This window comes from uncultured Salinicola sp., assembly GCF_937921195.1.
In the GTDB taxonomy this organism is placed as follows: Bacteria; Pseudomonadota; Gammaproteobacteria; order Pseudomonadales; family Halomonadaceae; genus Salinicola.
The window spans coordinates 23,419-43,556 of the sequence record NZ_CALFQK010000082.1 but is presented as its reverse complement, the minus strand read 5'-3'; the positions used below and the strand labels follow the sequence as shown (position 1 = coordinate 43,556).

Annotated in this window: 16 protein-coding genes; 8 read left to right on the top strand and 8 right to left on the bottom strand. The window is 65.6% G+C overall.

The window, feature by feature from the left end:
- Positions 1-6 precede the first annotated feature (6 nt).
- Genes otnC through Q0602_RS07205 form a run of 4 tightly spaced genes read right to left on the bottom strand, consistent with a single transcriptional unit; the run spans position 7 to position 3,757 of the window.
- On the bottom strand, positions 7-672 hold the full coding sequence (gene otnC / locus Q0602_RS07220; RefSeq protein WP_149435020.1) for a 3-oxo-tetronate 4-phosphate decarboxylase: 666 nt from the start codon (positions 670-672) through the stop codon (positions 7-9).
- Positions 669-2,003, bottom strand: coding sequence for a 3-oxo-tetronate kinase (gene otnK, locus Q0602_RS07215; protein ID WP_298840893.1), 1,335 nt, complete (start codon positions 2,001-2,003; stop codon positions 669-671). The genes otnC and otnK overlap by 4 nt, the downstream gene beginning before the upstream one ends.
- A 3-nt stretch (positions 2,004-2,006) precedes the next feature.
- Positions 2,007-2,975, bottom strand: coding sequence for an L-threonate dehydrogenase (gene ltnD, locus Q0602_RS07210; RefSeq protein ID WP_298840890.1), 969 nt, complete (start codon positions 2,973-2,975; stop codon positions 2,007-2,009).
- Positions 2,972-3,757 carry a FadR/GntR family transcriptional regulator gene (locus Q0602_RS07205; protein WP_298840887.1) on the bottom strand — a complete coding sequence of 262 codons (786 nt, stop codon included), beginning with the start codon at positions 3,755-3,757 and terminating at the stop codon, positions 2,972-2,974. Before Q0602_RS07205 ends, ltnD begins: the two co-directional genes overlap by 4 nt.
- A gap of 219 nt (positions 3,758-3,976) precedes the next feature.
- Here Q0602_RS07205 and denD point away from each other — a divergent pair, with 219 nt between their 5' ends.
- The 3 genes from denD (at position 3,977) to Q0602_RS07190 (ending at position 7,645) form a co-directional block, all read left to right on the top strand.
- Positions 3,977-4,948, top strand: a complete 972-nt coding sequence (gene denD / locus Q0602_RS07200; RefSeq protein ID WP_298840884.1) for a D-erythronate dehydrogenase — start codon at positions 3,977-3,979, stop codon at positions 4,946-4,948.
- 94 nt (positions 4,949-5,042) lie between these two features.
- The gene (locus Q0602_RS07195) at positions 5,043-6,428 is read left to right on the top strand and encodes a GntP family permease (RefSeq protein WP_295036960.1); all 1,386 of its coding nucleotides are present in this window, start codon (positions 5,043-5,045) and stop codon (positions 6,426-6,428) included.
- A 44-nt stretch (positions 6,429-6,472) separates the two neighbouring features.
- Positions 6,473-7,645 carry an L-rhamnonate dehydratase gene (locus tag Q0602_RS07190; protein WP_298840880.1) on the top strand — a complete coding sequence of 391 codons (1,173 nt, stop codon included), beginning with the start codon at positions 6,473-6,475 and terminating at the stop codon, positions 7,643-7,645.
- 75 nt (positions 7,646-7,720) lie between these two features.
- Here the strand turns inward: Q0602_RS07190 and Q0602_RS07185 are convergent, their stop codons facing one another.
- From Q0602_RS07185 to Q0602_RS07175, 3 genes are all read right to left on the bottom strand, one after another.
- Positions 7,721-8,260 carry a cytochrome b gene (locus Q0602_RS07185; RefSeq protein ID WP_295036957.1) on the bottom strand — a complete coding sequence of 180 codons (540 nt, stop codon included), beginning with the start codon at positions 8,258-8,260 and terminating at the stop codon, positions 7,721-7,723.
- Positions 8,261-8,425: 165 nt separating this feature from the next.
- Complete coding sequence (locus Q0602_RS07180) at positions 8,426-9,352, bottom strand: MalM family protein (protein ID WP_298840876.1); 927 nt, start codon at positions 9,350-9,352, stop codon at positions 8,426-8,428.
- Between the two features lie 98 nt (positions 9,353-9,450).
- Complete coding sequence (locus tag Q0602_RS07175; RefSeq protein WP_295036952.1) at positions 9,451-10,812, bottom strand: maltoporin; 1,362 nt, start codon at positions 10,810-10,812, stop codon at positions 9,451-9,453.
- A 945-nt stretch (positions 10,813-11,757) separates the two neighbouring features.
- Here Q0602_RS07175 and Q0602_RS07170 point away from each other — a divergent pair.
- From Q0602_RS07170 to treA, 5 genes are all read left to right on the top strand, one after another.
- Positions 11,758-12,456 (top strand): VIT family protein, encoded by a 699-nt coding sequence (locus tag Q0602_RS07170; protein WP_295036950.1) that lies wholly within the window; start codon positions 11,758-11,760, stop codon positions 12,454-12,456.
- Between the two features lie 113 nt (positions 12,457-12,569).
- Complete coding sequence (locus Q0602_RS07165; RefSeq protein ID WP_298840871.1) at positions 12,570-14,057, top strand: helix-turn-helix transcriptional regulator; 1,488 nt, start codon at positions 12,570-12,572, stop codon at positions 14,055-14,057.
- A gap of 654 nt (positions 14,058-14,711) precedes the next feature.
- Positions 14,712-15,515: an SDR family oxidoreductase gene (locus Q0602_RS07160; RefSeq protein ID WP_367276939.1), complete on the top strand. Its 804-nt coding sequence runs from the start codon at positions 14,712-14,714 to the stop codon at positions 15,513-15,515.
- A gap of 256 nt (positions 15,516-15,771) precedes the next feature.
- A complete protein-coding gene (locus tag Q0602_RS07155) occupies positions 15,772-17,034 on the top strand; it encodes an AGE family epimerase/isomerase (protein ID WP_298840865.1) in 1,263 nt (420 codons plus the stop codon).
- Positions 17,035-17,194: 160 nt separating this feature from the next.
- Positions 17,195-18,853 (top strand): alpha,alpha-trehalase TreA, encoded by a 1,659-nt coding sequence (gene treA, locus Q0602_RS07150; RefSeq protein ID WP_298840861.1) that lies wholly within the window; start codon positions 17,195-17,197, stop codon positions 18,851-18,853.
- 268 nt (positions 18,854-19,121) lie between these two features.
- Here treA and Q0602_RS07145 read toward each other — a convergent pair whose 3' ends face one another.
- Positions 19,122-20,081 (bottom strand): tripartite tricarboxylate transporter substrate binding protein, encoded by a 960-nt coding sequence (locus Q0602_RS07145; RefSeq protein ID WP_298840858.1) that lies wholly within the window; start codon positions 20,079-20,081, stop codon positions 19,122-19,124.
- Positions 20,082-20,138: the final 57 nt, after the last annotated feature.

Here is a 20,138-nt window from a genome sequence, read left to right as displayed (position 1 = left end):
GCCCGTTTACCACTGGGCGCCGAAGGCGTCGCGCAGTTCGTCGATCTCTTTCTCGTTCAGCGTGCGCACATCGTGCTGGCGCAGCAGCAGATAGAGCTTGGCCGTCTCCTCGAGCTCCTCGATGGCGTTGCGCGCCGCTTCCAGGGTCTTGCCCGCGACGACCGGGCCGTGATTGGCCAGCAGCACCGCGGCATGGTCGGCAGCGTAGTCGCGTACGGCATCACCCAGCGCGGCGTCGCCGGGGCGGTAGTAGGGCACCAGCGGCAGGCGGCCGACCCGCATCACGAAGTAGGGCGTGATCGGCGGCAGGCAGGAGTGCTCGTCGAGTCCGTTGAGACACGACACCGCCGCCGAGTGCGTGGCGTGGAGATGGATGATCCCGCCGGTATCCGGGCGCTGTTCGTAGAAGGCCCGGTGCAGGAACGACTCCTTGGTCGGCGGCTTGCCGGCCAGCAGGTTGCCGTCCCAGTCGAGCTTGGAGATCTCCGCCGGATCGAGTGCGCCGAGGCTGGCATTGGTCGGCGTCATCAGCCAGCCGTCGTCGAGCTTGGCACTGATGTTGCCGGAGGTGCCCGGCGCCATGCCCAGGTTGCGAAACGAGCGGCCGATTTCGGCGATCTCCTCGCGCAGGCGGTTTTCGGTGGATGATGTCGAGGTGTGGATCGCAGTCATGGCATCAGTTTCCAGGCTTTGGTCATGAAATCGGTGGCGCCGAAGTTGCCGGACTTGAGCGCCAGCGCCAGCGGCTCGTCGGTACCCAGCGCCGTCGTCCACGGTACGCCGGGATCGATGCTCTCGCCGATCCGCAGCCCCTTCACGTCGAGGGCGGTGACCACGGCGCCGGAGGTTTCGCCCCCGGCCACCAGCAGCCGGCGCACACCGAGGCGGCCGACCAGCTCGGCGGCGATCTCGGCCATGGCGCGCTCGACCAGCTCGCCGGCTTCCTGCACGCCGAGCCGCTGTTGCGCCCGGCGGACTTCCTCCGGCGAGGCGCTGGCGTAGATCAGCATGGGGCCGGGCGCGTTGCGGTTGCCGGCATCGGCGACGAAATGTGCCTCGGCATGCGCCAGCGCCGCATCGACGACGCCCTGATAGTCGTCGTCCAGCGCCAGGGCATCCAGGTGAACGCTCGGCATGCGCTGCCGGGCGTGCTCGATCTGGGCCAGCGTGGCCCGTGAGCAGCTGCCGCTCAATACCGCCTCGCGACCGGCGATGGGCTCGAGCCGGGCGGCATCCCGGGTGTGATCGAGCCGCTCGGCGACGTTGGCCGGCAGCCCCAGCGCCAGGCCGGAGCCCGCGGTCACCAGCGGCAGGTCGCGGCAGGCTCGCGCCAGTACGAACAGGTCCTCGTTATCGATGGCGTCGCAGATCGCGATGCCGACGCCCTCGGCCTTGAGCGCCTCGATGCGCGCGGTGACGGCGGCATCGCCCTGGCGCAGCGTGGCGTAGTCGATCAGGCCCACGTCGTGGCGAGTCTGCGCGCCGAGCACACGGACCAGGTTGGCGTCGGTCATCGGTGTCAGCGGGTGGTCCTGCATGCCGCTTTCGTTGAGGGGGACGCCGTTGGCGAACAGATAGCCGTTGAAGACGCTGCGACGATTGGCCGGCAGGGCCGGGCAGGCGACGGTGAAGTCGGTGCCCAGCGCTTCCATCAGCGCCTCGGTCACCGGGCCGATATTGCCGGCCGGGGTCGAATCGAAGGTGGAGCAGTACTTGAAGTAGAACTGCTCGCAGCCCTGTTCGCGCAGCCAGTCCAGCGCCTGGATCGACTGGTCGACGGCCTCTTTCGCCGGAATCGTGCGCGATTTCAGCGCCACCACCACGGCGTCGGCATCCGCCTCCAGCGGCGTCTCGGGAATTCCGATGGTCTGCAGCGTTCGCATGCCGGCGCTGACCAGCATGCTCGCCAGATCGGTGGCGCCGGTGAAGTCGTCGGCGATACAGCCGAGGATGGGCCGCGTGCTGGGCCGTCGCTCATCCGCTTTTGAAAGAGCATTCGCCATCGCTCAAGCGCCTCCATGATCGTTGGGATCGGCGTTGGGACCGCTATCGAAATCGAAACCGGCATCGTTGGCCGCCGTGCCGGGCAGGGTAATGCCGGGATAGACCTTGACCACCGCCGAGTCGTCCTCTCGGCCCAGCCCCTGGGCCGAGGCCAGGGTGAACTGGCTCAGCGCCTGGGCGGTCAGCGGCAGCGGGAACTTGTCGCGATGGGCGGTATCGTGAACGATCCCCAGATCCTTGACGAAGATATCCACCGCCGAGTGCGGGGTGTAGTCGCCGGCCAGGATGTGGGGCACCCGGTTTTCGAACATCCACGAGTTGCCGGCGCTCTGGGTGATCACCTCGTACAGCGTCTGCGGGTCGCAGCCGCCGCGAATGCCGTAGGCCATCGCCTCGGCGGCGGCGGCGATATGCACCCCGGCCAGCAGCTGGTTGACCAGCTTCACCTGCGAGCCCTGGCCCAGGCCATCGCCCAGTCGGAACACCTTGGCGGCGAGGGCGTCGAGCACGTTTTCGGCACGCGCGAACAGCGCTCCGGGGCCGGAGGCCATGATCGTCAGCTGACCGGCGGCCGCCTTGACCGAACCGCCCGAGATCGGTGCATCGAGCAGGTGAATGCCGTGGGCGGCGAGATCAACGCCCAGCGCCTGAACCACATCCGGTGCGCAGGTCGCACACGAGATCACCAGGCTATCCGGCGCGAGCCCCGGCAGCAGGCCGTCATCGCCGAACAGCACCGCCCGGGTCTGCTCGGCGTTGACCACCACGGTCAGCACGATCTCGACGGCGGCGGCCATCTCGGCGGGAGTCGCCACGGCGCGCCCGCCGGCCTCGGTGAAGTTAGCGCGCGCCTCGTCGCGCAGGTCGCAGCCCCAGGTCTCGAAGCCGGCGCGGACCAGCGAGGTGGCCATGCCCATCCCCATCGAGCCCAGCCCGATGACCCCGACGCGCGGTCGTTGTGTGGTGCTCATCGCGAATTGCCTCCCGTGGGTTCTGTCGATGATGTCGAAGTCGATCCACGCTGCGCTTCCACGCGCTCGAGCAGATCGGTTGGCGCCTGGCGCAGTCGCGCCTCGGCGTGCGCCAGATGCGTGGCGGCGGCGCGGGCGGCGGCCTCGGCGTCACCGGCAGCAATGGCGTCGAGAATGGCCTGGTGCTCGGCGACCACCTGCTGCATGAAGGCCTCGCGCAGCGACTCGTTGGTACGCGTCACGCGGATCGCGTGGTGCAGAAAGCGGTTGTAGAAATCGAGCACCGCGGTGAAGTGGGCATTGTTGGCCGCCTCGGCGATGGCGCGATGGAAGGCGAGATCCTGATCGACGCCGGAAAGCCCCGCTTCGACCGCCTCATCGATATCGACCATGGCGTTGCGGATGCGCCGCAGCTGCGAGGGGGTACGGCGTTCGGCGGCCAGCCGTGCGGCTTCCACCTCCAGCGGCCGGCGCAGCTCCAGCACCTCGACCACCGACTGCAGGCCGGGATCGGGGATCGCCAGGCGCAGCGATACCGTGGGCGACTCGGCGACGAAGCTGCCGCTGCCGCGACGCGAGGTGACCAGGCCGCCGTTGCGCAGCATCGAGATCGCCTCGCGCACCACCGAGCGGCTGATGCCGAAGCGCTCGCCCAGCGCCGCCTCGGTGGGCAGGCGCGCGCCGCGTCCCCATTCGCCGGCCTGGATGGCATCGCTCAGGCGCTGGGCCACCTGTTCGGAAAGCTGCGGGCCGCGCGATGGTTGTTCCGTGTCTTCACTCACGATGCAGAATTCCTCATGCGTTCGTCGAAGGGCGAGGCGCTGAAAGCCGTAGCAACGGCGTTCGGCTGGCTCTCCGACCAATGGCGATATTGCCTGCGCGCTAAATTTGTCAGACAAGATGTTAAATCGCAAAGGGCAGCGCAATTCGCCTTTGGTCAATTCGAGACGATCGACGGCCGCAGGGATGCGCAACAACCAACGGCAATCAGGAGAGAGCGGATGCATGTGATCGTGACGGGAGGCGCCGGTTTTCTTGGCGCGAGGTTGATTCAGCGCCTGCTGGGCGAAGGTGCCCCGATCGATGGGGAGTGCATCACGCGAATCACGTCGATCGATCTGGCAGCGTGCCCGGTGGCCGACGATCGGGTCGAATCGCTCACCGGCGATGTCGCCGATCCGGCGCTGATAGCGAAAGCGCTTGGCGACGACACCGGCGCCGTCTGCCATCTGGCGGCGGTGGTGAGCGCCCAGGCGGAGGCGGATTTCGAGCTCGGCATGCGGGTTAACCTGGATGCCACGCGCACCCTGCTGGAAGCGTGCCGGGCGCATCCGACGCGGCTGCGATTCCTGTTCGCCAGCTCGCTGGCGGTGTTCGGGCCGGGCCTGTCCCAGCCGGTGGCGGAGGCGATCGGCCCGCAGCCGCGCTCCTCCTATGGCGCGCAGAAGGCGATGGGCGAGCTGCTGGTCAACGACTACAGCCGTCGCGGCTTCGTCGATGGCCGTGTCTGTCGCCTGCCCACCATCGTGGTGCGCCCCGGCAAGCCCAACCGGGCGGCGTCGTCGTTCGCCAGCTCGATCATTCGCGAGCCACTGTCCGGCGTCGAGGCGATCTGTCCGGTTGCCGACGAGCTGCCGCTGTGGCTCTCCTCGCCGCGCACCGTGGTCGCCAATCTGGTCCATGCGCTGGCGCTCGAGGGGGCGGCGCTGGGCGACTGGCGCACGCTCAACCTGCCCGGCATCACGGTGACGGTGGCGGAGATGCTGGATGCGCTGGAGCGCGTGGCCGGCCCCTCGGCCCGCCAGTTGGTGCGATTCGAGCCGGACGCCGCCATCGACGCCATCGTCGCCAGCTGGCCGGGCGGGCTGGAGGTCGAGGGGCCGCTGGGTCTCGGCTTCCAGGCCGACGGCGATTTCGACGCCATCATCCACGCCTATCTCGACGACGAGCGCGGGGACGAACTCGATGACTGAAACGCTCCCCGAAGAGACGCTCCGCACCCGATAGCGCCGTTCCTTGAACCAGACAGGCAACAACACTCAATAAAGCCCACAAGGAGTTCACGCCATGACAGATGCTGTCGCAGGCCCCCAGGTCATCATCGGCCTGGGTATCGCCATCTTCGTGATGATCGCGCTGGTGCTGAAGACCCGCGTTCACGCGCTGCTCGCCCTGGTCATCGCCGCCTCGATCGCCGGTTTGATCGGCGGCATGTCACCCAACGCGGTGATCGATGCCATCACCACCGGTTTCGGCAAGACGCTCTCCACCATTGGCCTGGTCATCGGCTTCGGGGTGATGATGGGGCGGATTCTCGAGGTCTCCGGCGCCGGCCAGCGCATGGCCTATTCGATCCTCAGGCTGCTCGGCAAGGAGCGCGAGGACTGGGCCATGGCGCTCACCGGTTATATCGTCTCGATTCCGATCTTCTGCGACTCCGCCTACGTGATCCTCAATCCGCTGGTGCGGGCATTGGCCCGCAACAGCGGTCGCTCGGTACTCACGCTGGGTATCGCCCTGGCCTCGGGGCTGGCGGTCACTCATAGCGCGGTACCGCCGACGCCGGGTCCGCTGGGCGTCGCCGGTATCTTCGGTGTCGATATCGGCCTGATGATCGCCTGGGGCCTGGTCTTCACCGCGCCGGCGCTGATCGTGATGGTGCTCTATGCCCGCTTCATGGGGCCGCGTATCGAGGCGATGATCGAACGCGACGTGCCGGGTTCGCTCAAGCGGGACACCGAAGACGACCCGCTCGCGGCGCCCCTCGAGGAGAGCGAGCTGCCGACGCTGTTCAAGTCGGTGCTGCCGATCGCGCTGCCGATCGCGCTGATCTTCTTCAACACCCTGGTCACCGCCGTGGTGGGCGACAGCGATGCGCCTGGCCTGTTCGTGCAGGTGGTCCAGTTCGTCGGCCACCCGGTGATCGCGGTGGGCATCGGCGTGCTGGTGGCGGTCTACGGGCTGGTGCCGAAGATGCCCAAGGACCAGGTCCTGGCGCACCTGGAAAAGGGCGTCGAGAGCGCCGGTATCATCCTGCTGGTGACCGGTGCCGGGGGCGCGCTGGGTGCCGTGCTGCGGGCCAGCGGCGCCGGTGACTACATCGGCGAAAGCATCGCCGGGCTGGCGCTGCCGGCGGTGCTGATCCCGTTCCTCATCGCCACGCTGGTGCGCTTCGTGCAGGGCAGCGGCACGGTGTCGATGATCACCGGCGCGTCGATCTCGGCGCCGATCCTGGCCTCGATGCCGGACGTCAACATGGTGCTGGCGGCCCAGGCGGCGTGTCTCGGCGGGCTCTTCTTCAGCTATTTCAACGACAGCTACTTCTGGGTGGTCAACCGGCTGCTGGGGGTCAAGACCGCCAAGCATCAGCTGCTGGTGCTGTCGGTGCCGACCACGCTGGGCTGGGCCACCGGCCTGGTGGCGCTGCTGATCGCCAATGCCTTCGTGGGTTGAGAGAAAAACGCCAACGACATCCCTCAATGAACAGGAGTCATGCAATGAAAATCACTCGAGTCCGCGCCCGCGTATTCGAATGGAAGGGCGAGACGGTGGCGCCCAAGGCGCACTTCTGCACCAACGCCATGGATGCGCTGTGGGATCGCGGCGATGCGATGCAGAGTTTCCGCTTCCACGGCTGGACGGTGATCGAGATCGAGACCGACAGCGGTCTGGTCGGCCTGGGAAACGTGGCGCTGGCCCCTAGGGTCGCCAAGACCATCGTCGATCAGCATCTGGCGCCGCTGATCCTGGGGCAGGATCCGTTCGACTACGAATACCTGTGGCAGCGCATGTACCGCGCCACGCTGGCCTGGGGCCGGCGTGGTATCGGCATGGCGGCGATCTCCGGCGTCGATATCGCGATCTGGGACCTGATGGGCAAGGCGCTCGACAAGCCGGTGTTCAAGCTGCTCGGCGGGCGCACCAAGGAGAAGATCCCCTGCTACGCCTCCAAGCTCTACCACGACGATCTCGACACCATGCAGGCGGAGGCGCAGCGCTACCTCGACCAGGGCTTCCAGGCGATGAAGATGCGTTTCGGCTACGGCCCCAAGGACGGGCCGCAAGGCATGCGCGAGAACCTCAAGAGCGTCGCCGCGGTGCGGGAGGTGATCGGCGAGGATATCGACCTGATGGCCGACTGCTACATGGGCTGGAATCTCGACTACGCCCGGCGGATGCTGCCCAGGCTGGCGCCGTTCGAGCTGCGCTGGCTGGAGGAGCCGGTGATCGCCGACGATGTCGACGGCTATGCCGAGCTCAATCGCATCGCGCCGATGCCGATCTCCGGCGGCGAGCACGAGTTCACCGTCCACGGTTTCCGTCAGTTGCTGGAGAAGCGCGCGGTCTCGGTGATCCAGTACGACACCAATCGGGTCGGCGGCATCACCGTGGCGCGCAAGATCAACGCCATGGCGGAAGCGTTCGAGGTGCCGGTGATCCCCCATGCCGGGCAGATGCACAACTACCACCTGACGATGTCGTCACTGGCCTCGCCGATGTCGGAGTTCTTTCCGGTACACGACGTCGAGATCGGCAACGAGCTCTTCTACTACCTGTTCGAGGGCGACCCGGAACCGGTCGAGGGGCATCTCGATCTCGCCGACGACGTGCCGGGGCTCGGCCTCTCCCTCAACGAACGCTATCTCGATGGCTTCCATATTCTCGAGTGATGGTCCGTGGCGGCGCGACTAGCGTCGTGCCGCCCCTCACCCGATTACATCGTCGCTGCGCTTCACGCCATCACGTCACCACATCCGCTTGAGCAGGTCGTCCCTGCGCACCAGCTGATGCCAGGCCACTGCCGCGATATGCAGACCGATCACGTAGTAGAACACCGTGCCCAGCGTCTGGTGGATCGATTCCAGCGAGTGGCCCCAGTGCGGCAACACGCCGAAGGGCGAGGGTATCGCCAGCGATGTCCCGGGAACCGGGATCGCGCCGTCGCTCAGCCACACCGTCGCGATGCCCAGCAGTGGCTGGGCGAACAGAAACGCGTAGAGCGCCCAATGGGTGAGTCGCGACAGCAGTTCGAGCTTCGGGGGCAGTGGCGGCGACACGGACGGGGGCGCATGACGAAGGCGTTCGATCAGGCGGGGAATCGCCAGCAGCAGCACGCCGATACCGGCCCAGAAGTGGCTTTGCAGCAGCAGGGCGGGTATGCCGGTATCGCGCGGAAAGATGTCCGTCGACAGGATGAGGGCATAGGCCAGCACGACCAGGGCGGCAACGGTCCAGTGAAAATGGCGGGCCTTCGCCGAATAGCGGTTGGGTAGCGTGTCGTTCACGACGGGCAATCCTTTGATGGACAAGGTCGCCCCATCCTAAGCGGCACCGGCTTAGGGTTGACTTAACCCTGGCTTGCCGTCGTGGCGGCAAGGCACCACCACCACGACGGCACCATCACGACGGCAATACGGGGCTACCGGGGCGCCCCGACCCTTGGGCGTGACTCAGGGCGTCCGGGTCTGCAGTCGCTCCGCCAGCCAGGCGCGGGTGCCGGGATGTCCGCTGCGTTCCGCGCGATCGGCCAGCTCCAGGGCGAGCTCGATATCGCCGGCCTTGAGCGCGGCATCGATCATGCGGCGGTAGTCGAAGTCGGCGGCCTCGTTGGTCGTGGCCGGAGCGGGTGGCGGGGCCACTGCCGGGGCCACGCTACCCGCTCCGGACGGTGTCGGTCGGTTGGCTGGCGGCGGTGCGGCGGCGGTCAGCGGCGTCAGGCCGGGGTTGCCGGTCAGCGAAGCGATCTCGAGGGTGAGCGTGCCGGTGGCGGCATGCACGGCGAGAGGATCCGGGCCGGGGGGCTCGGCGAGACCTCTGACCCTGGCATAGGCTTTCGCTTCCGACTCATAGCTCGTCGAGCCCCGGCGATCCTGCTCGCTCGAGTAGATGACGAGGTACTGGGCGTCGGGGCCGGGCGTCAGGCTGAACTGACCCTCGAGACGGGCGGTGGAGAAGCCGGTGGGACGACGTACCTGGAGCGAGTCGCTCGGGATCTGCCTGACCGGCTGGAACGCCGAATCGAGGATCAGGATGGTGGGCGCGAACACCTGGCCGTCCCGGATCGGGCTGGTGACGCTGATCGCCACCGGGCCGTTGTTGCGGGGCAGCTCGAACGCCCGGAAGAAGCTCTTGCCGTCGCCGAAATCGTGAACCGGCGCCTGGGGCGTGAAGTCCAGCGTCAGGGTCTCCTGGGCCGATATCGGCTGATACGGCAGGCTGGCCAGCGACGTGCAGCAGTCCGGCGCGCTCGCCAGGGCCTGCTGCCCCTGCTGGGCCGGAATGGTCGGGGATTGGGGTGCCATCAGCGGCGTGCTGCATCCCGCCAGGGCGAAAAGGAGGGTGCCCAACGGCACGGCGAGGCGATACGAACTCAACATTCGGGAACTCCTGCTGGAGACGAAAACGGCTCCGGAGCGGCAAGTCTCCGGAGCCCAAGGGATCGAAACAGCGCGAGCGTGGATCTCGCGGTCGGGGCTCAGCTACCCCACCACACCTCCATCTGGGCGCCGAACGTCAGCCCGTCGGTGTCGTCGAAATCGACATTGTTGGGGCCGGCACCGGTATCGAGCGAGTTGGCATCGCGGGCGTCGGTGTAGGCGTCACCGCTCCATTTGGCATAGGTGGCGAACAGACGGATGGTCGGGCGGATCATGGCACCGCGTCCCGCCGACCACTGCTGGGCGATGGTCAGTTTGGTCAGGTGATGATCGCTGTCGTTGTAGCCGGTCACGCCACTCTGCGGTTCGATATGGTCATAGCCCAGCTCCACCGCGGTGCTCATGATGTCGCTCCAGTAGTAGACCGGGCGCACACCGGCGGAGAACCACTTGCGGCCAGTGTTGTCGTCCATGTCCTTATCCTCGTAGATGAGGGCGTAGAGCATGTCGAGCTGGTCCGGTATCAGCCAGACCTGACCGTGGTCGAGCGCGCGCCACATGCTGCCTTCCTGGCGCAGGGCACCGGTGCCCCGGCCCACCGCATTGCCATCGCGGGTGATGATGCCGTCGGTGGCGTACTGCACCGCGAAGGTGTTGCTGCCGCCGAACCAGCCGCTCTGGGTGTGCTCGATGGTGCCCATCCAGCCTTTGTCGCCCTCGTCGTACTCGACGCCCTGGTCGTCGTAGTAGTCCTCCTGCCACTCGGACAGCGACGAGCGGCCGTAGTCCACGCCGAGTTCCAGCGTGCCGCCGGGGTTGACGGGAATGTCGCTCCAGCGCGCATCGAGGGTGTCGTCCGAGATCTGCTGGCCGGAATCGGGGAACAGGCCGTCGCCATCGTCGCTGCCGGAGCTGCGGGTCCAGGCAAAACTCAGGTTACCGGTGCCGACATCGATATCCGAAATCCCCACGCCCGGGCCCGACACATCCCAGTAGTAGAAGTCGTTCATGTGGATGTCGTGACGCTTGTAGAAGCGCTTGCCCGCCCAGAGCGAGGCACCGGGGAGTCCGCCGACGACGTTGTTGCCGGAGACATACATCTCCCGGAGCGAGATGTTGTTGTCGTCGTCCTTGAGCGATTCGTCGTCGTTGTCCTGCGCGGTGACGTAGGCGACCCGGCTGGCGAAGTCGAACGACGTATCCTGCTGCTGGTAGAGCTGCGCGCCCAGGCCGATCTCCGCGTAGGTCTCGCATTCGTTGCCCAGGCGGTACTTGGCCGGTGCACCGGAGGCCTTGAAGCAGGTCTGGCTGCCGCCGCCGGAGGTCGAGCCGATGCCGGATCGGGCGTAGCCGAAGAACTCGGGGTTGATGTCGGCGTGAGCCAGTACCGGCACGGTGCAGGATGCACCGAGGACGGCGGCAAGGAGTGGCCGGCGTAGCACGGAGTGTGAGGCAATCATTGTTTCTGTCCCTCGTGGTCTTGTCGTTGATTGCTGTTGTTGGCAGCCGGAGTGAGTCGATCGGCTACGCAAGGCGCCCCGGAAAGCGTGTGGTCGGCGTATCGGCGCCACGTGAGTGGCTCTGCCAAGGCGTCGTGCTCGGCGTACTCAGTATCGCGATCGATATCGAAAGAGATATGAGTCAATCCATTTTTTATTAACTGTGGATGTTGTTGTCTTATTCCCTCGGAATCACTTCCATCGTGACTTCTGCCGACGATGAAGAAATCGCGTCGTTATCGACACTTGTTGCCTGGTGTCAACGGCAAAAAACAGCCGAAAGGAGGCGCCGAAGCCGGTTCGGTATTCTGTCTTGTAGCGCCTGATTTCGGCTGTGGCCGGTGATGTTCCCCGTGTGTCGTGCTGATCGTTGTCGGAGCATTCAGCTCTCTTGTGGAGGGCCATTATTTCTATTACTTCGTAAACTTTCATTGTAACCATGGTCTATAAAGACAAAAGTCTAAACTATCTTGATTTGGTATGGATTTTACTCTTTTGAAATCAAGATATTGCATTGAGGCGGGTTGGTTTGTAGGAGATATCTTTCATACCAAGGTGGTAAATATCATCAATATCGATTTGTGCTAGGTCACGGCGCTCAGTCTTAATGAAGAGGAATGAAGAGCGAATGAAAAAGGAGCAAAGACTCCGCGATGAGGGAACGAGGTTTTTGAGCGTGTCTCCCGGCCGAAATCGAAATCATTTCGACAAATCGCAAGAGACGACGGGAGCGCTTCGCCGGATAACGTCATGCGGATTCAGAAAGCGTGTCTCTCCATGGACGGCTTGGCTTACTATGTCCGGGTCAGACGTCGAGACAGTGGCGCAGAGAAGAGCGGCACGGGTTCGGCACATCGGAAGTCGACGGGGAGCGTCATGAAATCCGAGTCAGGACAGGAACCAGGCATGACCATACCCAAGGAGCGCCACTATTCGGACCGCGTGGGTTGGTTGCGGGCCGCGGTACTGGGCGCCAACGACGGCATCGTCTCCACCGCCAGCCTGGTGATCGGCATGGCGACGGCGGGTGCGGGTCTGGGAGGCGTGCTCACGGCCGGTGCGGCGGGGGCGGTGGCCGGTGCGATGTCGATGGCGGCGGGGGAGTATGTTTCGGTCAGTTCGCAGAAGGATACCGAACGCGCCGACCTGGCGCGGGAGCGGCGCGAGCTGGATGCCAATTACGCCGTCGAAGTGCGGGAGCTGGCGTCGATCTACGAAGCGCGTGGCCTGACGCCGGCTCTCGCTCACGACGTCGCCGAAAAGCTGATGCATCACGATGCGCTGGCTGCCCATGCCCGCGACGAGCTGGGGTTCAGCACCGTCAATCAGGCGAAGCCGCTTCAGGCGGCCATGGCGTCGGCATTGATGTTCCTGTCCGGAGCGGCGCTGCCGTTGATCTGCGTGCTGGTCGCTCCGTTCACTGCGTCGACCCCCGTCGTGGTGGCGTTGGGCTCGTTGCTGGCGTTGGCCCTGCTGGGCGCGTTATCGGCCCGAATCGGTGGGTCGCGGCTGCGCGTGGCCATCGTGAGGGTGACTTTCTGGGGTGCGCTGGCGATGGGCGTCACGGCATCGGTGGGGTGGGGATTCGGCGTGGCGGGCGGCTGACCCCCTGAGTAAGTGCGTTGGCCGACGCGGCAACTGCGTATTCGATTTGTTCGATTCAAACAGCGCCCTGCGTCGCGATCGACGCCGAGCATGACCGAGCGTGGTGAAACGAGATGTCCGAATCGGAGAAGGACCCTGGCGCGATCCAGTCGCCGCTGCATCAGCTCATTGCCGAGCTTTCCGACGGTATCGTGCTGCTGGATCCCGACGGGCGCCTGCGCTGGGCCAACCCCGCGGCGCTGGAGATGCACGGGGTCGAATCGCTCGGGGAACTGGGGTCGAACGTCGATGCCTACCGCCGACGCTTCGAGCTCTACTACCGCAACCACCACGAGGTTGGCGAGGGTCGCTCCCCGATGGAGCGCCTGCTCGACGGCGAGGCGTTCGAGGATGTGATTCTCGAGGTCCGGCCCGGCGACCCCGAGCTGCCCAATCGCTATCACCGGGTGCGCGGCAGGACGCTGTCGCGGGAAGGGCGTCCCGATGCGCTGGCCCTGATCATCGAAGACATCACCGAGCTGATGAGCGCCGAGGAGCGCTTCGAGCGCTCGTTCAATGCCAACCCGGCGCCGGCGCTGATCTGCCGGCTCGACAGCCAGCGTTTCATCCGCGCCAACCAGGGTTTCCTGGACATGACCGGGCTGGAAGCCGAGGAGATCCTGCAGCACTCGATCTACGAGTTCGACGTATTCGCCCATTCGCCCCAGCGTGAATCGGCGATCCAGCGGCTGTGCGCCGGCCGGTCGATTCCCCAGACCGAAGCCGTCCTGCATCTCGGCGGGCGGGGCGACGGCAGCAAGTGCGTGATCGTGGCCGGCCAGCCGATCGATGTCGGGAACGCCCCCTGTATGCTGCTGACCTTCACCGACCTGGAGCCCGCCCGGCAGGCGCAGCACGCCCTGCGCCAGAGCGAGGCGCTGTTCGCCACCGTATTCCAGATGTCGCCGGTCCCCACGGCCCTGGTATCCGCCGACAGCCTGACGCTGATCGAGGCCAATGCGGCATTCGAGCGTGACCTGGTCCGGCGCGCCGATGCCTCGGAGCCGCCCGGTCTGGAAGACTACTCCCCCTTCACCCCGCAGACGCGCAGGCAGTTGCTGAAAGCGCTCGAGAAGGCAAGTCACGTGGAGGAGATGGAGGTGCATGGCGTCGATGATGCCAACAACCCGACGATCTACGTGCTGGCGGCGGAAGCGGTCGAGATCAATCGCCGCGACTGCCTGCTGCTGACGCTGGTGGATATCAGCGAGCGCAAGCGCTACGAGAACCAGTTGTCCGATGCGATCGAGACGGTGATGAAGGATGCCTCCTGGTTCACCCGCACGCTGGTGGAGAAGCTGGCCAATGTCCGCGATGCGGGTAACGACGCCGCGCTATCCGACCAGGCGGCACTGGCCGACCTGAGCGTGCGGGAGCGCGACGTGCTGGGACTGATCTGCGAAGGGCTCTCGGACAAGCGCATCGCCGCCCGGCTGGAACTGGCCCATAGCACCGTGCGCAACTACGTGGCCTCGCTGTACCAGAAGCTGGGCGTTCACAGTCGTGGCGAGGCGATCGTCTGGGCGCGTCAGCGGGGTTTCCAGGGTGGCTCTGAAACATAAAGTAACCTAGTGTTGTTAAACGTATTTTCCCCCGCAAATGCACTGGCTCCACCCGGGCATTTGAATCTATGGCCCCGACCCTGAACCGCCTATCTTGGTGTTACCGCGAGGGGGCGCCAGGAAGGCGCAACAGGGGAAGGATCCCTTGAAGACGGGCAGGCAGCCTGCCCCTCGGCGGACCACCGGTGCCTCGGATCATCGTGTGGCAGGAGTCGGAACGTTACTGTAGTCGAACGTTTTGAAGTCAAACGAAGGACCGCTTGACGATTCGGTGGCGCTCAGGACGAGCGGTATCGACGGAAGCGATCGTGTCGTGGATCGACCCACCGAATCTCTTTCCGATGCTTCATCATCTCTGTCACGCCTCACATCCCCGCCCCCGAACTTTCTAGCCACCCCGGCGCCACGGCATGCAGCTTCGATGCTACCGGGCGGTGTCGCCATGGCTGGAAACCGCCTCCGGCTTGCGCCATCGAAGCGACTCGACTAGGACTAAGCAAACCCCTTCGGCATTCACCGCTTGCCAACCGTCGCTTCCGGTCGGCCATCGGAAGTGACTCGATTCATCCAACCCAGTTACAGGGAGATCGTGACGTGGTCGAGAAAACGGAGATTCATGCCCAGAGCCAGACCCTACCCGGCAAGGAGAGCCTCATGCAGCCGCCGGCGGAGTTCATCCGCCCAGGCTACCGGGGAAGCGGCAAGCTGGAGAACAAGGTCGCGCTGATTACCGGCGCCGACAGCGGCATCGGCCGCTCGGTGGCGATTCACTTCGCCCGGGAAGGGGCCGATGTCGCGGTGATGTATCTCAGCGAGAGCGACGACGCCGAGGAGACCCGCCGCCTGGTGGAGGTAGAGGGTCGCCGCTGTCTGTTGATCGCGGGCGACATCCGCGACGCCGCCTTCTGTCGCGGTGCGCTCGACCGGGTGATCGAGACCTTCGGCGGACTCAACGTGCTGGTCAACAACGCCGGTACCCAGCAGGTGTGTACCGACCTCACCGAGCTCGACGACGAGCTGTGGCGGGAGACGTTCGCCACCAACATGCATGGCATGTTCTATCTGACCAAGGCGGCGCTGCCCCATCTGGGCGAGGACGACGCGATCATCAACACGACCTCGGTCAACGCCTACATCGGACCCGATTTCCTGGTGGACTACACCGCGACCAAGGGAGCGATCGTCAGTTTCACGCGTGCCCTGTCGAATCAGGTCGTCGGTCGCGGCATCCGCGTCAATGCGGTGGCGCCGGGCCCGGTATGGACGCCGCTCCAGCCCGCCACGCTGGGCGCCCACGACCCGCAGATGCTCGAGGACTTCGGTTCCGACACGCCGATGGGCCGCGCCGGACAGCCCTCCGAACTGGGTCCCTGCTACGTCTTCCTGGCCTCGCTCGACGCCTCCTTCATCAGCGGTCAGACGCTGCATCCCAACGGCGGAATGGTCGTCAATGGTTGATGTGAGCCAGCAGGGGCGGCGAAGGTGGAATGGACTTTTGCCGCCCGGGCGGAGTGAATAGGCGCGCGATACGATCCTAATGAGACATCGTCCAAGCGCTGTCTGAAAGATCGACGAGCGATAGCCAGACAAGGCAAGAATCGGCGAAAGAAGGACCGAGCTGGCGCACCAGTCGATTTTTAACGCCGGATGGGTGAGCGCGGGCATTTTTCAGACAAAGCGTAAGAGAAGACAGGGCAGAGGAGGCCCTAACAGCATGCCAGGTACGACTCCCAATCTGCCGCCGCGGCAGGAGAGCTGGCTGGACCGGCCGGCGCACCATCATTGGCTGGAGAGCGAGGGCCAGCGTCTGCTGGCGTTCTACCGCGCCTCGCGTCATCCCGACTGCGGTTTCGCCGCGCTAGATGAAGACGGCAGGCTGCCTGCCGAGGCCAACCCCGACACCATGATCACCGCCCGCATGACCCACTGCTTTGCCCTGGCCGCCATGCGCGGCGAGCCCGGCATGATGCCGCTGGTCGCGCACGGCGTGGCGGCGCTGCGGTGCGGCCTGCGGGACGACGAGCACGGTGGCTGGTATGGCGCGCGACCGAAGGCGGGGGAGACTCAGACCAAACAGGCCTACATCCATGCCTTCGTGGCGCTGGCGGCGGCTAGTGCCTGGCAGGCCGGCGATGAAGCTGCCGGGCCGCTGCTCGACGATATCGTCGATGTGATCGAGACCCGATTCTGGTCGGAGGACGAAGGACGCATGCGCGAGGGGTTCTCCCGCGACTGGCGCGAGGAAGAGGCCTATCGCGGCGGCAACAGCAACATGCACGCCACCGAAGCCTTCCTGCAACTGGCCGACGTCCTCGACGAGCCCAAGTGGCGGGCTCGTGCGCTCTCCATCGTCGACAGGATCATCCACGCCCACGCCAGGCCCAACGACTATCGCGTCGTGGAGCATTTCGACAGCGAATGGAACGAGTGGCGCGACTACAACGAAGACACGCCCAAGGATCAGTTCCGGCCCTATGGCGCGACGCCCGGTCACGCCTTCGAGTGGTCCCGGCTGCTGCTGCATCTCGAGGGAGGGCTGCTGCGCCACGGCGAAGCGACGCCCGGGTGGCTGCTGGAGGATGCCCAGGGCCTGTTCCGCAGCGCCACCGAACTGGCCTGGCACGTGGATGGAGAACCGGGGCTGGTCTACACCCACGACTGGAACAATCGACCGGTGGTGCACGAGCGCATGCACTGGACCCTGGCCGAAGCGGCCGCCACCGCGGCCGTGCTGCTCAAGCGCACCGGCAACGCGACCTACGAGGTCTGGTATCGCCGCTTCTGGGACTACATCGATCGCTTCCTGATCGATCGCGAACGGGGCAGCTGGTGGCAGGAGCTCGACCGTCACAACCGGCCGTCCAGCGAAGTCTGGAGCGGCAAGGCCGATCTCTACCATGCCTATCAGGCGACGCTGCTGCCGCGACTGCCGCTCTCCCCGACCATGGCCAGGGCGATCGCCGACGGCGCCTTGTAGCCCGCCCGGCGGGTGCCTCCGTCCCCGCTGCCGTCACGCCTCGATCCAGGATCGGGGCGTTTTTCATTCGGACAAACGCCTACCCCGAAAGCGGCATGGGCTTCGTTGCCGAACTCTGGCTAGCTAGGACCTCCGACACTTGGCCGTGAGGAGCGCGACGATGACAATGATTGGGGATTTTCGGCAAGTGAGGCTAGGGTGGGCCACGCTGCTGCTGGCGAGCCTGCTGCTGGGCGGTTGCAGCACCCAGAACCTCGAGCGGGAGCCTTCGCGAGAGCCACCCGCCAAGACGGCCAGACAATCCCCGGATCGCAGTTGGGGGCCGGTCATGGAAGCGGTCGCCATGGCGAGACTCTATCCAGACGGGAAGTCGGTGGTCGACCTGGTGCCCAAGCGCGATCCGGCGGCGATCGTGGCCGACTTCGAGCAACTGCGACAGCGGGAAGGGACAGTCGGCAAGGCTCGGTTGCAGGCCTTCGTGGATGCCAACTTCGATCCGCGCCCGGAGAACGAGACGCGGCTTGGCGAGGACGCCGATACCTCGATCGAGGCCCATATCGTCAACCTCTGGCCCTACCTGACCCGGGATCCGGCGGACACCGACGAAGGCCCCTGGAGCAGCCTGGTGTCGCTTCCGGAGCCCTACGTGGTACCGGGTGGACGCTTCAACGAGATGTTCTATTGGGACAGCTACTTCACCATGCTGGGGCTGGCGCGCAGCGACCGCTTCGATCTGGTGCGTGATATGGTCGGCAATTTTGCCTGGCTGATTGATACCTACGGCTTCGTCCCCAATGGCACCAGAACCTATTTCCTGACCCGCAGCCAGCCGCCGTTCTTTGCCCCGATGGTGGCACTGCTGGCGGAGCACGACGGCGACGACGTCTATCGCCGCTACCTGCCCGAATTGTTGCGAGAACACGACTACTGGATGCGCGGCGCCGATGAGATCGGCCCCGGCGAGGCGCGCGAGCACGTGGTCGAGCTGGCCGACGGCACCCTGCTCAACCGCTACCACGGCAGCGAGAACTGGCCGCGGCCGGAGGCCTATGCCGCCGAACGGGAGCTGGCCGCGCGCAGCGACCGCCCGGCGCCCGAACTGTACGGGCATCTGCGAGCCGCCGCCGAAAGTGGCTGGGATTTCAGCTCGCGCTGGATGGCCGATGGCCAGCACCAGACCACCATCGAGACCCGCGATATCCTGCCGGTGGATCTCAACGCCCTGCTGTATCAGCTCGAGCGCACCCTGGCTCGGGCATGGCGGGTGCAAGGCGACGCTGCCCAGGCCGAGCGCTTCGAGGCGATGGCCGAGCGCCGCCAGAGCGCGATCAACCGGGTCTTCTGGCAGCAGGACGGGGGATACTACACCGACTACGACTGGCGGGAGGGGCGCCTGACCGATGCGATTTCCGCCGCCATGGTGTACCCGCTGGCGTTCGGTGTCGCCGACCCGGCCCGGGCTGATGCCACGGCTGCAACGGTGCGGCGCGAATTGCTGCGTGCCGGCGGCATGGTCACCACCACGCGTGATACCGGTGAGCAGTGGGACGCGCCCAATGGCTGGGCGCCGCTGCAGTGGCTGGCGGTTGCGGGGCTCGACCGTTACGGACACGAAGACCTGGCCGAAACCATCGCCCGTCGCTGGATCGAGACCAACCGCGAGGTCTACCGGCAGACCGGCAAACTGGTCGAGAAATACGACGTGGTCGACCCCGCCGTGGGGGGCGGCGGCGAATACGATGTCGTCGATGGGTTCGGCTGGACCAATGGCGTGCTGCTGGATCTGATCCATCGCTATCCGGCGACAGCCCATCGGTAGCAACCTGCGTGATGCTAGACGGCTGGAAATCCGGACCCCGAGGACCGTCGTATGGCGTCATTCCGCTCGGCAGCACCGGATACCAGCGGCGTACTCATCGAACGGCGATCAACCGGACGGGCCGTTCGATGCCCCGGCCACCGCGCTTCAAAAGCCGGTTGTCGCCGCCGAAGACGGTGGTGTCATCCAAAAAAATGAGGACCGAGTCCAGGCTGGGGACGACACGGGTCCTGCCGGTAGCGGTCACTACAGAACGGCGATGGCAAGGTCAGGGCGCTTCGTATCCGAGTGCTTTCATTACCCGTGCAGTGTCGTCTTCGTGCTCCTGCATCAGACGAGTGAGCTGCCCGGCATTCAGTGCGCGGATGCCGAACCCGGCTTGAGACATCGCCTGACGGAAAGCGTCGGAGTCGACCACGGCGAGTACGGCCGCTTCCCAGGTATCGACTGCTTCCTGCGGCATGCCCACTGGTCCGCCGAGCGCGCGCCAGGTACCGCCGTCGACGACTTCGTCCGCGATCTCACCGGCCAGTGGCACGTCTTCGAAGTTCTCGACCGGGGTCGGACTCAGCACCGTCAGAGCGCGCGCCATATCGGCGTCGATCATGGCGCCAGCCTCGGGCAGCGACGCGGTCAGAAAATCGACGCCCCCAGAGATTAGTTCCGATAAGCCGCTTGCCGCGCCCTGGCCGGGAATCCAGCGGATCTCGGCGACATCCACCCCTTCGTCCAGCAGAAAGCTCGCCATCGGTACGTCCCACACGCTTCCGCAGCCGCCAGCGCAGTGGATGGTGTACTCCGATGGCGACTCTCGCAGTGCGTCGATGGCCTCCTCGAGTGAGTCGAATGGCGAGTCCTTCGCGGTGATCAGTGCCGAGCTGTCGCCGTTGAAGCTGGCGATGGGCGTGAAGTCATCGACCGAGAAAGTAGCCTGGCCGGTGTAGTGATAGCCAGCGTAGGGAAACAGCAGCCCCACCGTGTAGCCGTCCGGTTTGGCATTCTTGATCGATGTGAGACCAACGACACCGCCGCCCTGGCCCTGGTTGATGATAGTGATTGGCTGACCCAGTTGCTTCTCGAGGCCTCGGGCCAGCAGGCGGGTCGTGGTATCGCCGCCTCCACCGGCCCCTGCCGGAACGATGATCGTCACGGGGCGCTCCGGGAAGTTCGCGGCGAATGTCGATGCGGAGAGCAGGCTCAAGGCAATAAAGGCGAGACAGGGTTTCATGATGGGTTCCTTTTGAGTTGTCGTGTCGGTTCATCGTCGCGCTGGTTTCAGCCGCCT